Annotated in this window: 10 protein-coding genes; 2 read left to right on the top strand and 8 right to left on the bottom strand. The window is 59.3% G+C overall.

Going from position 1 to position 13,779, the window contains the following annotated elements:
- Positions 1-35: 35 nt before the first annotated feature.
- From PCPL58_RS16200 to PCPL58_RS16180, 5 genes are all read right to left on the bottom strand, one after another.
- The gene (locus tag PCPL58_RS16200) at positions 36-1,184 is read right to left on the bottom strand and encodes a Gfo/Idh/MocA family protein (protein ID WP_065349911.1); all 1,149 of its coding nucleotides are present in this window, start codon (positions 1,182-1,184) and stop codon (positions 36-38) included.
- 104 nt (positions 1,185-1,288) lie between these two features.
- Complete coding sequence (locus PCPL58_RS16195; protein WP_065349910.1) at positions 1,289-2,056, bottom strand: SDR family oxidoreductase; 768 nt, start codon at positions 2,054-2,056, stop codon at positions 1,289-1,291.
- A gap of 27 nt (positions 2,057-2,083) precedes the next feature.
- Entirely contained in the window at positions 2,084-3,151 is a 1,068-nt protein-coding gene (locus PCPL58_RS16190; RefSeq protein ID WP_065349909.1) for a phosphotransferase family protein, read from the bottom strand.
- A 214-nt stretch (positions 3,152-3,365) separates the two neighbouring features.
- Positions 3,366-3,683 carry an SCP2 sterol-binding domain-containing protein gene (locus PCPL58_RS16185; RefSeq protein WP_003369381.1) on the bottom strand — a complete coding sequence of 106 codons (318 nt, stop codon included), beginning with the start codon at positions 3,681-3,683 and terminating at the stop codon, positions 3,366-3,368.
- Positions 3,684-3,738: 55 nt separating this feature from the next.
- Positions 3,739-4,449 (bottom strand): histidine phosphatase family protein, encoded by a 711-nt coding sequence (locus PCPL58_RS16180; RefSeq protein WP_003369383.1) that lies wholly within the window; start codon positions 4,447-4,449, stop codon positions 3,739-3,741.
- Between the two features lie 205 nt (positions 4,450-4,654).
- Between PCPL58_RS16180 and sohB the strand changes: the two genes are divergently transcribed.
- Entirely contained in the window at positions 4,655-5,677 is a 1,023-nt protein-coding gene (gene sohB / locus PCPL58_RS16175; protein WP_065349908.1) for a protease SohB, read from the top strand.
- Positions 5,678-6,216: 539 nt separating this feature from the next.
- Here the strand turns inward: sohB and PCPL58_RS16170 are convergent.
- Together PCPL58_RS16170 and PCPL58_RS16165 are read right to left on the bottom strand one after the other, a co-directional pair.
- Positions 6,217-6,711: a DUF934 domain-containing protein gene (locus tag PCPL58_RS16170; RefSeq protein ID WP_003369387.1), complete on the bottom strand. Its 495-nt coding sequence runs from the start codon at positions 6,709-6,711 to the stop codon at positions 6,217-6,219.
- Positions 6,695-8,353 carry a nitrite/sulfite reductase gene (locus PCPL58_RS16165; RefSeq protein ID WP_003369389.1) on the bottom strand — a complete coding sequence of 553 codons (1,659 nt, stop codon included), beginning with the start codon at positions 8,351-8,353 and terminating at the stop codon, positions 6,695-6,697. The genes PCPL58_RS16170 and PCPL58_RS16165 overlap by 17 nt, the downstream gene beginning before the upstream one ends.
- A gap of 581 nt (positions 8,354-8,934) precedes the next feature.
- Here PCPL58_RS16165 and PCPL58_RS16160 point away from each other — a divergent pair.
- Positions 8,935-10,035, top strand: coding sequence for an ABC transporter substrate-binding protein (locus PCPL58_RS16160; protein ID WP_065349907.1), 1,101 nt, complete (start codon positions 8,935-8,937; stop codon positions 10,033-10,035).
- 11 nt (positions 10,036-10,046) lie between these two features.
- Here PCPL58_RS16160 and metH read toward each other — a convergent pair whose 3' ends face one another.
- Complete coding sequence (gene metH / locus PCPL58_RS16155) at positions 10,047-13,766, bottom strand: methionine synthase (RefSeq protein WP_065349906.1); 3,720 nt, start codon at positions 13,764-13,766, stop codon at positions 10,047-10,049.
- Between the last annotated feature and the right edge of the window lie 13 nt (positions 13,767-13,779).

The following is a 13,779-nucleotide window of genomic DNA, read 5'->3' as shown; positions in this document are numbered from 1 at the left end:
GCGCATTCTACCCCTTGTGCAACGCTTGCAGGAAGTCAGATGTCGGCGAGCGCGACCCAGCGCTGCTCGGCTGCGGCCACGCGAATGGCCGTCGCCAGGCGCTCGATCTGCCACGCTTCCTCGAAGTCCGGGCCACGCCTGCGCTGACCGCATACGGCCTGGATGAGCGCTTGTACTTCGAGCGCCTTGAGCTCGTTGTAACCCAACTGGTGACCAGGGGCCGGGCAGAACGCGGCGTAACCCGGTTGTGCAGGGCCGGCCAGCAGTCGCTGAAAACCATCGCGTCCGGCTGTGCCTGTGCGGTAGAGGTGCAGCTCGTTGAGCCGCTCTTGATCGAACGCCAGCGTGCCCTTGGTGCCGCTGATCTCGAAACTCAGGTGGTTTTTGTAGCCGTGTTTGAGCCAGCTGCTGCTGAACGTCCCGCGCGCACCACTGGCAAAGCGCAGTAGCGCGTGGGTCTGATCGTCCACTGCAATGGCGCGCATCTGTTGGCTGCCGCTGTTCGCCGGGCGTTCACGGTGCACGGTGCTGGAGTCGGCGCAGACTGATTCGACGTCGCCCAGCAAATGACGCGCCATCGCCAGCAAGTGGCTGCCCAGATCTGCCAGCGCACCGCCCGCGTGCGCCGCTTCACAGCGCCACGACCAGGGGGACGCCGGATCGCCCATGAAATCCTCGCTGAACTCACCCTGAAAGCTGACGATCTCGCCCAGTTCGCCGGCTTCGATCATTTCCCTGGCGAGTCCGATCATCGGGTTGTGCTGGTAGTTGTAGCCAACCTGGGTGACGACACCCGCAGCCTTGGCACTGCGGCGCATTTCATCGGCCTGGGTGAGATTCACGGCCAGCGGTTTTTCGCAATACACCGCCTTGCCTGCGGCGATGGCGGCCATGGCCATGGGGAAGTGCAGGTGATTGGGGGTAGTAATCGCCACGATCTGTACGTGCGGATCATTGATCAATTGCTGCCAGTCAGCGTGGCTGCGGTCGAAGCCCCAGGCGCTTGCGCATCGCTCGGCGCGTGCACTGTCGGCGTCCGCCAGCGCGGAGAGTCGTATACGTGCAGGCAGGTCAAGCGCAGCGTTGGCGTTGCCAAACGCCAGCGCATGAGCGCGGCCCTTGAAGCCGGTGCCGATCAGTCCGATACCCAGTTGCGCAGGCGATGTGGAAAGGGATTCCCGCATGACATTCTCCAAAAAGGATTGTTGTTATGCGGAAAATATATTCCAATTATTTTAGTTTTGGAAAATTAATTCATTTTCTTTTTTTCTGCAGGCCAGGTGGGGCTTCAGGATAAAAAGCCGCCGTCGACGTTCAGTGCGACGCCAGTGGTATAGCTGGAGGCCTCGCTGGCAAGGTAAAGCACCGCGCCGGCCATCTCGCTGGGAGCGGCAACGCGTTTCAGCGGGATCTGCGACAGTGCCATGTTGAGGATCGCGTCATTCTTGACCAGTGCCGATGCGAACTTGGTGTCGGTCAAACCGGGAAGCAGGGCGTTGCAACGGATGCCGAACTCAGCGCACTCCTTGGCAAACACCTTGGTCATGTTGACCACGGCTGCCTTGGTCATCGAATAGACGCCTTGATAGGCGCCCGGCGATACCGCGTTGATGGACGCCACGTTGATGATGCTGCCGCCGCCGTTTTCGCGCATCAGCTTGCCAGCTTCCACGGACATGAAAAAGTAACCGCGAATATTGACGTCGACGGTCTTCTGGAAGGCCCCGGGATCCGTATCCAGCACGTTGCAGAACTGCGGATTGGTGGCGGCGTTGTTGACCAATACATCCAAGCGCCCGAACTGCTGACGAATCTGCGTAAATGCATGGGTTATCTGTTCCAGCTCACCGATGTGGCAGGCAATGGCTGTTGCCTTGCCACCCTCGCTGACGATGGCGTCCGCTACCGCCTGGCAACCCTCGATTCGGCGACTCGAGACGATAACGTGCGCGCCGTGCTGGGCCAGTAGCCGGGCAATGGCTTCACCGATTCCTCGGCTGGCACCTGAAACGAAGGCAACCTTGCCATCAAGGTCGAAGAGCTGGGTTCTGGACATGTCATTTCCTTGTCTTGGCGCTGGCGGTCAGAGGCTGGATTTTTCGATCACGCCCAGGCTCATCTGCTCCAGCAGCCTGTTCATGTGAATGAATTGGGCAAAGCGCTTGTCCTGGGTCTGGCCATGGAAAAAGCGGTAATAGATCTGCTGCACGATACCGGCCAGACGGAACAGGCCGTAGGTGTAGTAGAAATCGAAATTGTCGATGCGCACGCCGACGCGCTCGGCGTAATAGTCGACAAAAGCCTGGCGGGTCAGCATCCCCGGCGCATTGCTCGGCTGGCGGCGCATCAGTTGCACCGGAGCCGGATCGTCGGCCTGTATCCAGTAGGCGAGGGTGTTGCCCAGGTCCATGAGCGGATCGCCGAGCGTGGTCAGCTCCCAGTCCAGCACGCCGATGATGTGCATCGGGTTGGCGGGGTCGAGGATCACATTGTCGAAACGGTAGTCGTTGTGCACGATGCTCGAGGTGGGGGAGTCGGCAGGCATTTTGGCGACCAGCCAGCGCTTGACCTGCTCCCATGCCGGAGCGTCCGGGGTCAGTGCTTTCTCATAGCGCTCGCACCAGCCGGAAATCTGCCGTTGCACATAGCCTTGCGGCTTGCCGAGGTCACCCAGGCCACAGGCCTGATAATCGACGCGATGCAGGTCTACCAGTTTGTCGATGAAGTTTTTGCACAGCTGTTCGGTCTGTCGGGCATCCAGCGCCAGTTCCGGCGGCAGGTCGGAGCGCAGGATAACCCCTTTGACGCGCTGCATGACGTAGAACTCCGAGCCGATCAGTGACTCGTCCGTACAGTGCAGATAAGCCTCGGGACAGTAGGGAAAGGCTTCCTTGAGCTGATTGAGAATACGGTACTCGCGGCCCATGTCATGGGCCGAACGCGCCTTGTGTCCGAAGGGTGGACGACGCAGTACCAGTTCCCGCTCAGGGTACTGAAGCAGATAGGTCAGGTTCGATGCACCGCCCGGAAACTGACTGATCGCCGGCGTGCCGTGAAGATCCGCCATGTGCGCCTTCAAATACGCGTCGATTCGGAAGGCGTCCAGTTCTTCGCCGCTGCGAACCTCGGTGGACTGGTCAGTCAGTGCCATACGTATCCCTTGTGTTTATTATGGTCAGCGCAAACTATTGACTAATCTAATGATCGTTCAATCCGCGATCAAGCGCATGGGCGCTTTATAGGCTAGCGTGTTGCCGGGCAATCAGTAGCTCTGATCGCTGTTCTACAGAAAGGTGCGTGCATAAAAAAACCGAAGCCGGCGGGGCTTCGGTCTCAGATAGTCCAGTCTGCCGTGTGCGGCAGGTTTATACCGGGAACAGTTCGCTGAGCTTCATGGCCAGCATCATGTCGCCTTCGGCACGCAGTTTGCCACCCATGAACGCCTGCATGCCATCGGTCTCGCCGCTGACGATGCCCTTGAGGGTCTGGCTGTCCATGACCAGGGTCACGTTGGCGTCAGGGTTTTCGCCTTCCTCCAGTTGGCAGGTGCTGTCCTTGACGATCAGCGCGTAGTGTTTGTCTTCGTCGGTGATGTTGAAGCCGAAGACCAGGTCCAGACCGGCAGCAGCAGCTGGGTTGAACTTGTCTTTCATTGTCTGTACGGCGTCTGCTACTGAGGTCATGAGGTGATCCTTTTAGAGTGAGTGCCAGCGTCCGACAGGACGCGATTGGCCGGGCTCAGCGATAGGTGATGAGCTCCGGCGCCTTCAGCAGTTGCAAATGTGTGTAACCGTTGAAGGAAGCCAGGGTCACGTCGTTGCCTTTGAATTTAAGCTGATGCAACGACGTATTGACGATGTGCCAGTGAAGCTCCAGTGCCTTCAATGCAGGCATTCCGGTAATAAGATGCAGCAGGGCAGTAATGGTGCCGCCGGAGGTGAATACCGCGATACGCTCATGCGGGCCGGCAGCCTGGAGAATCCGCTTCAGGCCTGCTTCGACGCGGGCCACGAACGCCTGCCAGCTTTGCAGGCCCGGTGTGTCGTGATTGCCACTCAGCCAGCGCCCGGTAATCAGGTTGAACAGGCGCTGGAACCCTGCAGGGTTTGCGGCAACGTCGCGCAGAATATCCAGCGCCTGTGGTTCGTCTTCGAGCATCGCCGGTATCAACGCCTTGATCACGCCTTCGGCATCGAATTCATCGAACGCGCTGTCCAGCTGCACGGCAGGCGTATCGAGGCCTGCTTCAGTGTACTGGCCCAGCACATGCTGGGCGGTGTCTTTCTGGCGCATGAGTTCACCGGACACGCAGCGATCGAAGCTCAGGCCCTGCTCGGCAAGGTAGGCACCCAATACCTGAGACTGACGAATACCCACGGGCGACAGCACGTCGTAATTGTCTGCACCAAATGAGGCCTGGCCATGTCGTATCAGGTAGATGCTGCCCACGTCCGTTTCTTCTCGGTACGTTGAAGGTTCGCCGAGGTTATGAGGGATGCCGGGGGACTGTCAATGAAAAAACATACGCTCGTTTGAAATCATCGTTTTAATGGTTTGTAACGGGTCATTGGCTGGTGCACTGCACAGGGCGTCGGTATGCTGCATTCATCACAGCCCTTGATTGGTAAGGGCCTGACACTAATGAGGGATATTCGTGGATTTCGTTGTCGATTACGCAAGTTTTCTGGCCAAGACCGTGACGCTGGTGATCGCCATCGTTGTGGTACTGGTTGCCATTGCGTCCATGCGTGGCAAAGGCCGTCGCAAGTCTTCCGGTCAATTGCAGGTCACCCGGCTCAATGATTTCTACAAGGGCCTGCGCGAACGGCTTGAGCAATCATTGCTCGACAAGGAGCGCCTCAAGACGCTGCGCAAGGAGCAGGGCAAGACGCTGAAGAAAGAGAAAAAGCAGGCCGAGCCCAAGGCCCGCGTCTACGTGCTGGATTTCGACGGTGACATCAAGGCATCGGCCACTGAAAGCATGCGTCATGAAATCACCGCGTTGCTGACCCTGGCCACCGACAAGGATGAAGTGGTCCTGCGCCTGGAAAGCGGCGGCGGCATGGTCCACAGCTACGGCCTGGCGTCCTCGCAACTGGCACGCATTCGTCAGGCGGGCATCCCGCTGACCGTGTGCATCGACAAGGTCGCGGCCAGCGGCGGCTACATGATGGCGTGCATAGGCAACAAGATCATCAGCGCACCGTTTGCCATCCTCGGGTCAATTGGTGTGGTGGCACAACTGCCCAACGTCAATCGCCTGTTGAAGAAGCACGACATCGATTTCGAAGTGCTGACCGCGGGTGAATACAAGCGCACCCTGACCGTGTTTGGCGAAAACACCGAGAAGGGCCGCGAGAAATTCCAGCAGGACCTGGACATCACCCACGACCTGTTCAAGAACTTCGTTGCCAGCTACCGCCCGCAATTGTCCATCGACGAAGTGGCGACTGGCGAGGTATGGCTGGGCATGGCGGCGGTCGACAAGCTGCTGGTCGATGAACTCAACACCAGCGATGAATACCTGGCCGAGCGCGCCAAGGATGCCGACGTGTTCCACCTGCACTACGTGCAACGCAAGAGCCTGCAAGAGCGCATGGGCATGGCGGCAGCCACCTCAGCAGACCAACTGGCTACCAAGTGGTGGGGACGTTTGACTCAGCAGCGGTTCTGGTAGGTGTGGATGGCAAGGTGGCCTGAGTCGAGCCTCAAGTTACCCGATATCACAGAGCCGCTGTGTGACGCAGAGCGTCACGAACTGCATGCCGACGCGGAGCGTCGGCACGATCGTCATTAGTATCTAAGCCGTGCTTTAGCCACTTGCTTTAAAGTGCTTTTCAACCACGATGGCACTGACGACGCAGAGTGCGACGTTAGTGACGGCTGAGTTCTGGCGCTGATCCGGGGGTAGCCTGGCAGGACGCCAGGCTAGCCGCACCGGGCCATGGATCAGTGACAGGGCGAAGGAACCCGACGAAGCCGGGCCGGAAACAGGAGCGAGGACTTTGCCTACTTTGGTCCCTCAAAGTAGGGCGCCGAGAGGCGAAAAGGGGGCTTGAGTCTTATCTGAATCTACCTGGCATCGAAGAACCCGTTTGTGGCGCGCAGCGCCACAAACGAGGACGCAAAGCGTCCAGAACTGCGCTCCCACGCTGGAGCGTGGGAACGATAGTCATCTTAGGTGAACACCGGGGCGATGACTCAACGTCGCCTGAATCAGCGGCGCCGGAACAGCGGCAGCGGCTCGTCGGTCGCGGCCTGATAGGTGACCGAGAAGTCCTTCAGGCCTTCCAGCGCCTCGTATGGATCCTTGTCGGCACGCACCGCAAACGCATCGAAGCCACAGCGGCGCATGTAAAACAACTGATCACGCAACACGTCGCCGATGGCGCGCAATTCACCCTTGTAGCCAAAACGATCACGCAGCAGGCGCGCATTCGAAAAGCTGCGGCCGTCAGTGAACGCCGGGAAATTCAAGGCGATGACCTGAAACTGGTCGACGTCCTCGCCGATCTCCTCGGCTTCCTCATCGCTGTCCAGCCACACACCCAGACCGCCGTCACGTGCCTTCAGCGAATGCGCGTGTTCGCGCCACAGCGCCAGCGGCACGATCAGGTCGTCGCAGTTCGACAGGCTGTCAAAGGCAGTATCCTTGGGCAGCAGATGCCAGGTTTCATCGATGACTTCGTTGTTCTTAATGATTCGCTGCATAGACGCGCTCCTTGAAAGGGTCAATGCCAATACGTTGGTAGGTGTCGATGAAACGCTCGTCTTCAGTCCGTTTTTCAACGTAGACGTCGATCAGCTTCTCGATCACGTCCGGCATCGCCTCCTGGGCAAAGGAAGGGCCGAGAATCTTGCCCAGGCTCGCATCACGGCTGGCACTGCCGCCGAGCGAGACCTGATAAAACTCTTCACCTTTCTTATCCACGCCCAGCACGCCGATATGGCCGACATGGTGGTGGCCGCAGGCGTTCATGCAGCCGGAGATATTCAGGTCCAGCTCGCCGATATCGAACAGGTAGTCCAGATCGTCGAAACGACGCTGGATGGATTCGGCGATCGGGATCGACTTGGCATTGGCCAGCGAGCAGAAATCACCGCCCGGGCAGCAGATGATGTCGGTCAGAAGGCCAATGTTCGGCGTGGCGAAACCATTGTCGCGCAGCTCGTTCCACAGCGTGAACAGCTCACTCTGCTCGACATCGGCAAGAATGATGTTCTGCTCGTGAGAAGTGCGCAGTTGACCGAAGCTGTAGCGATCGGCCAGGTCGGCAATGGCGTCCAGTTGCTTGTCGGTCACATCGCCCGGGGCGACGCCGGTTGGCTTGAGCGACAGGGTCACGGCAATGTAGCCGGGCTTCTTGTGCGCCAGCACATTGCGTTGACGCCAGCGAGCGAAGCCGGGGTGCTGAGCATCCAGCGCTGCCAGTTCGGCGTGCTGATCGCTGAGGGTCTTGTATTGCGGGTCGACGAAGTGGCGGGAAACGCGCTGCACTTCGGCTTCGGTCAGGGTGGTCTGACCGCCACGCAGGTGCGCCATTTCAGCGTCGACCTTGGCGGCGAACACTTCAGGGGTCAGCGCCTTGACCAGAATCTTGATTCGCGCCTTGTACTTGTTGTCGCGACGGCCATAGCGGTTGTAGACCCGCAGGATGGCGTCGAGATAGCTCAGCAGGTCCTGCCACGGCAGGAACTCATTGATGAAGGCACCGACGACAGGAGTACGGCCAAGGCCGCCACCCACCAGAACACGGAAGCCCAGTTCGCCCGCTTCGTTGCGCAATGGCTCGAGGCCGATGTCATGCACTTCGATGGCTGCACGGTCACTGGTCGAGCCGTTGATCGCGATCTTGAACTTGCGCGGCAGGTAAGCGAATTCGGGGTGGAAGGTGGTCCACTGACGGACGATCTCGCACCATGGGCGCGGGTCTACCAGTTCGTCTGCTGCCACACCGGCAAACTGGTCGGTGGTGACGTTGCGCAGGCAGTTACCACTGGTCTGAATAGCGTGCATCTGCACGGTCGCCAGTTCAGCGAGAATATCGGGAACATCTTCAAGCGCAGGCCAGTTGAACTGTACGTTCTGGCGGGTACTGATGTGCGCGTAGCCTTTATCATAGTCGCGCGCGATTTTCGCCATCATGCGCGCTTGGCGCGAGGTCAGCTGACCGTATGGAACGGCCACGCGCAGCATGGGCGCGAAGCGCTGAACATAAAGACCGTTTTGCAGGCGCAACGGTCGAAACTCTTCTTCGCTCAGTTCCCCGGCGAGGTAGCGTCGGGTCTGATCCCGGAACTGCTTGACGCGGTCCTCGATGATCTTCTGATCGTAATCGTCGTATACGTACATATAGGTCCTGTTCTCAGGCTTCGTCATGAAGCAGGGCAGTGGCGTCAGTCTGGAAAAAGCCCGCTGCTCGTTGTTTCCTGCTTCATCTGGTCAATTCTGCGCGCACGGCCGCGCACTCCCTGGGGAGCGAAGGCGACGATAGCAGTTTGCAGTTATCGATAAAAGTGATGTTTATATATATGCAAATCACTAAAAGCGATAAGCAAAACCGCGTCCGTGCATATCCCTGCTTGCCGTGTGGGCAAGACTCGACTTAACTGAACGTTGAACGTTGAACGTTGAACGTTGAACGTTGACCGATGCCGAGCAGGTGTCGTGACACTCCTATTCATGTGCAATCACCCACAAGACCGACAAGAGGCGATGCGATGAGCAAGCACCCGAAAGTAGCCAAGCTAGGCAGATCCGTGGACACCTGGGCCATTTTATTCATTGTCATTCTGGCGGTAGGCGCAGCGATGTTCTGGGCCAGCAGCCAGTGAAGGGCTGATAAAGAATCTGCCGGAGTCTCCAGAACCTTGCTGCCGCAGCCGATAACACGCTCGTAGTGCTAAATCCCTGCTGCTTCAAGGTTCGTTGATATGAAGGCGTTACATGCTGGCTGGCTGTTACTGTGCAGTTGTCTCTGGGGCGGGGCGACACATGCCGCCTCGGTGGTATTTCTGAACCCCGGCGCACCATCCGATGGCTATTGGCAGAGTTACTCCCGGGTCATGCAGACGGCTGCCGACACCACCGGCATGTCACTGAAAATACTCTATACCGAGCGCGACACCCGCAAGTTGCTCGATCTGGCGCGAGCGGCGCTGCAAGGTGATGAGCGCCCGGATTACCTGTTGTTTTCCAATGAGTTGAATATAGCCCCTGAAGTCCTGCGTATGTCCGTGGGCATCGGGGTCAAGCTGTTTGCCGTCAACAATACGCTGACCGAGGACCAGATTCGGATTCTCGGTGATCTGCCATCGCGTTATCCGGACTTCATCGGCAGCCTGGTGGGCAACGATGAACAGGGCGGCTATCTGACGGCAAAGCGGCTTATCAGTCTCGCGGCGCCTGGCGCAGACGGTCAGGTCATCGACATGCTCGCGTTTTCCGGGACCAACACCACGCCCGTTTCCCTGCTGCGTGAAAAAGGCATGCTGCGTGCCTTGTCAGAGCACCCAGAGGTGCATCTACGGCAGATTGCGCTGGGTGGCTGGCGCCGTGATCGCGCGCTCGAGCAGGCGCGCGTGCTGTTCAAGCGCTATCCGCAGACACGCCTGGTGTGGGCTGCCAACGAGCAAATGGCGTTCGGTGCGATGGATGCATTGCGCGAGAGCGGCGGCAAGCCGGGGCAGGACGTGCTGTTCAGTGCGATCAACGGCACGTCGCTTTCACTGCGGGCTCAGCTCAATGGCAGTCTGAGTGTCGTGGCTTCAGGGCATTTCACCCTGGGCGGGTGGGCCATCATTCTCTTGCACCACTATGACACTGCTCAATGGCAGGCCCGGCAACAGATCGGTACACGAATCATTGATGTGATTCATGTGGTCGAGCCACAGGATGCGCAGCGCTTTCTGGATGCCGCCCGGGACGAGCATTACCGGCTCGATATCCAGGCATTCAATATGGAAACTTCTGGCGAAGCGTCGCCATTTTCGCTGAAAGGCATGTTGCCGCCTGACCACTCAGGCGGCAGATAACCGGTCAGGCGTTACTCGTCGTAGCCCAGGTTGGGTGCCAGCCAGCGTTCGGTGACGCTCAGGTCCTGACCCTTGCGGGCGGTGTAGCTTTCGACCTGATCCTTGTCGACCTTGCCCACTGCAAAATACTGCGCCTGGGGGTGGGCGAAATACCAGCCGCTGACCGCTGCAGCCGGGAACATCGCATAGTGCTCGGTCAGGAACACGCCGCTCTTGCCTGCGGTATGTTCGGCGCTGCCTTCCGGCAGTGGATCGAGCAGGGCGAACAGGGTGCCCTTTTCCGTGTGATCGGGGCAGGCCGGGTAGCCCGGCGCCGGGCGGATGCCCATGTATTGCTCCTTGATCAGCGCTTCGTTGTCCAGCGCTTCGTCCTGCGCATAACCCCAGTATTCCTTGCGCACCTGCTGGTGCAGCCACTCGGCGCAGGCTTCGGCGAGACGATCGGCAAGCGCCTTGACCATGATCGAGTTGTAATCGTCGCCCTTGTCCTGATAAGCCTTGGCGACTTCCTCGGCGCCGATGCCGGCAGTGGCGATGAACCCGCCGATGTAGTCGGTCAGGCCGCTGTCCTTTGGTGCAACGAAGTCGGCCAGCGAGAAGTTCGGCTTGCCGTCGGGCTTGATGGTCTGCTGGCGCAGGTGATGCAGCCTGGCCAGCGGCTTGCCGTCGTCGCCATAGACTTCCAGATCATCGTCATTGACCTGATTGGCTGGCCAGAAGCCGAATACCGCGCGGGCGCTGATCAGCTTCTCGTCGATCAGCTTGCGCAGCATCTGCGTGGCGTCAGCATACAGCGCAGTGGCCGCTTCACCGACCACTTCGTCGGTGAGGATGCGCGGGAACTTGCCAGCCAGATCCCAGGAAATGAAGAACGGCGTCCAGTCGATGTACTCGGCCAGCACGTTCAGATCGATATCCTGCAGCACCCGGGTGCCGGTGAACGTCGGTTGGGCAGGGGTGTAGTTTTCCCAGTCGAAATGCGGCTTTTTGGCCACCGCAGCACCGTAGCTCAGGCGTTCGGTGCGCGCGCTGCGTGCCGAGGTGCGCTCACGCACTTCGACGTATTCGAGTCGGGTCTTTTCAATAAAGGCCGGCTTCAGCTCTTTCGACAGCAACTGGGTCGCGACGCCGACCGCTCGGGAAGCATCGGTGACGTAGATTACTGCGTCATTGCTGTATTTAGGCTCGATCTTCACCGCCGTGTGCGCCTTGGACGTGGTCGCGCCGCCGATCATCAATGGCAGGTGGAAGTCCTGGCGCTGCATTTCTCTGGCGACATGGACCATTTCGTCCAGTGACGGCGTGATCAGGCCGGACAGGCCGATGATGTCGCATTTCTCGTCGCGGGCCACTTGCAGGATTTTCTCTGCAGGCACCATCACGCCCAGATCGACAATGTCGTAGCCATTACAGCCCAGTACTACGCCGACGATGTTCTTGCCGATGTCATGTACGTCGCCCTTGACCGTCGCCATCAGGATTTTGCCCTTGGCTTCGGGCTTGTCGCCCTTTTCCAGCTCGATGAACGGAATCAGGTGCGCCACTGCCTGCTTCATCACGCGCGCGGACTTGACCACCTGAGGCAGGAACATCTTGCCTGCGCCAAACAGGTCACCGACCACGTTCATGCCCGCCATCAGCGGGCCCTCGATCACTTCGATAGGGCGGGTGAATGCCAGGCGCGACTCTTCGGTGTCCTGGACGATGTGCGTGGTGATGCCCTTGACCAGCGCGTGTTCCAGACGCTGATTGACCGGCCAGCTGCGCCATTCCTCGGTTTCGGCCTCCTTGACGCTGCCATCACCCTTGAACTTGTCGGCAATTGCCAGCAACGCATCCGTGCCCTCGGGATTGCGGTTGAGCACTACATCTTCGACGCAGTCACGCAGTTCAGCGGGAATCTGGTCGTAGATTTCCAGCTGCCCGGCGTTGACGATGCCCATGCTCAGGCCATTGCGGATTGCATGCAGCAGGAACACCGAGTGGATCGCTTCACGCACCGGGTTGTTGCCACGGAACGAGAACGACACGTTGGACACGCCACCCGAGGTCAGCGCATACGGCAGCTCGTCACGGATGTAGGCGCAGGCGTTGATGAAGTCCACGGCGTAGTTGTTGTGTTCTTCGATACCGGTGGCGATGGCGAAGATGTTCGGGTCGAAGATGATGTCTTCCGGCGGGAAGCCCACTTCGTTGACCAGAATGTCGTAGGAGCGTTTGCAGATTTCCTTCTTGCGCGCCTCGGTATCGGCCTGACCCTGTTCGTCGAAAGCCATGACCACCACGGCCGCGCCGTATCGCTTGCACAGTCGCGCGTGATGAATGAACTGCTCGACGCCTTCCTTCATGCTGATGGAGTTGACGATGCCCTTGCCCTGGATGCACTTGAGGCCGGCCTCGATCACTTCCCACTTCGAGGAGTCGATCATGATCGGTACGCGGGAGATGTCCGGCTCGCCTGCGATGAGGTTGAGGAAGGTCACCATGGCCTTCTTCGAGTCGAGCATCCCTTCGTCCATGTTGATATCGATCACCTGGGCGCCGGCTTCGACCTGCTGCAGGGCGACTTCCAGGGCTTCGGTGTAGTTGTCTTCACGGATCAGGCGGGCGAAGCGGGCAGAGCCGGTGATGTTGGTACGCTCGCCGACGTTGACGAACAGCGACTGGCGATCGATGGTGAACGGTTCGAGGCCCGACAGGCGGCAGGCCTTGGGGATGTCCGGAATTTCCCGCGGCGCGTAACCCGAAACCGCCTCGGCAATCGCCTTGATGTGCGCCGGGGTGGTACCGCAGCAGCCGCCGACGATGTTCAGGAAGCCGCTCTGGGCGAACTCTTCGATGATCTTCGCCGTCTGGCTCGGCAGTTCGTCGTATTCGCCAAATGCATTCGGCAAGCCGGCGTTAGGGTGCGCGGACACATGGGTGTTGGCTTTATTGGCCAGCTCTTGCAGGTAGGGGCGCAGTTCGCTCGCGCCCAGTGCGCAGTTCAGGCCGACCGAGATCGGTTTGGCATGACTGATCGAGTTCCAGAACGCTTCGGTGGTCTGGCCGGACAGGGTGCGCCCCGAGGCATCGGTGATGGTTCCGGAGATCATGATTGGCAGTTCAAAGCCCACTTCTTCGAATACACCCTGTACGGCAAAGATCGCCGCCTTGGCGTTGAGTGTGTCGAAAATGGTCTCGATCAGGATCAGGTCGGCACCGCCCTCGATCAGCCCCTTGGTCGCTTCGGTGTAGTTCTCGACCAGTTCGTCGAAGGTCACATTGCGATAGCCGGGGTTGTTGACGTCCGGCGACAGCGAACAGGTGCGGCTGGTAGGGCCCAGCACGCCCGCCACGAAACGCGGCTTGTCCGGGGTTTCCAGTGTCTTGGCGTCTGCGACCTTGCGCGCCAGGCGTGCGCCTTCGACGTTCAGCTCGTAGACGATCGATTCCATGCCGTAATCGGCCTGAGACACCTGGGTGGCGTTGAATGTGTTGGTTTCGAGGATGTCGGCACCGGCATCCAGATAAGCCTTCTCAATGGCGCCGATCACGTCAGGGCGGGTCAGGATCAACAGGTCGTTGTTGCCTTTGACATCGCTGGGCCAGTCGGCGAAACGCTTGCCGCGGTAATCCTGTTCTTCGAGCCTGTAGCTCTGGATCATGGTGCCCATGCCGCCATCGAGGATCAGGATCCGCTGTTTCAGAGCAGTGAGAAAGGCTTGATGGCGGGCGCTGCGGTCAGACATGGGGGCTACCTTG

Source organism: Pseudomonas cerasi, assembly GCF_900074915.1.
Classification (GTDB): Bacteria; Pseudomonadota; Gammaproteobacteria; order Pseudomonadales; family Pseudomonadaceae; genus Aquipseudomonas; species Aquipseudomonas cerasi.
Note: the sequence above shows the minus strand (reverse complement) of the source record. Positions and strands in the feature narration are given on the sequence as shown.

Coding starts and splice junctions, on each gene's coding strand:
- PCPL58_RS16200 (WP_065349911.1), bottom strand. CDS start 1,184: ATGCGGGAATCCCTTTCCACATCGCCTGCGCAACTGGGTATCGGACTG.
- PCPL58_RS16195 (WP_065349910.1), bottom strand. CDS start 2,056: ATGTCCAGAACCCAGCTCTTCGACCTTGATGGCAAGGTTGCCTTCGTT.
- PCPL58_RS16190 (WP_065349909.1), bottom strand. CDS start 3,151: ATGGCACTGACTGACCAGTCCACCGAGGTTCGCAGCGGCGAAGAACTG.
- PCPL58_RS16185 (WP_003369381.1), bottom strand. CDS start 3,683: ATGACCTCAGTAGCAGACGCCGTACAGACAATGAAAGACAAGTTCAAC.
- PCPL58_RS16170 (WP_003369387.1), bottom strand. CDS start 6,711: ATGCAGCGAATCATTAAGAACAACGAAGTCATCGATGAAACCTGGCAT.
- PCPL58_RS16165 (WP_003369389.1), bottom strand. CDS start 8,353: ATGTACGTATACGACGATTACGATCAGAAGATCATCGAGGACCGCGTC.
- PCPL58_RS16160 (WP_065349907.1), top strand. CDS start 8,935: ATGAAGGCGTTACATGCTGGCTGGCTGTTACTGTGCAGTTGTCTCTGG.
- metH (WP_065349906.1), bottom strand. CDS start 13,766: ATGTCTGACCGCAGCGCCCGCCATCAAGCCTTTCTCACTGCTCTGAAA.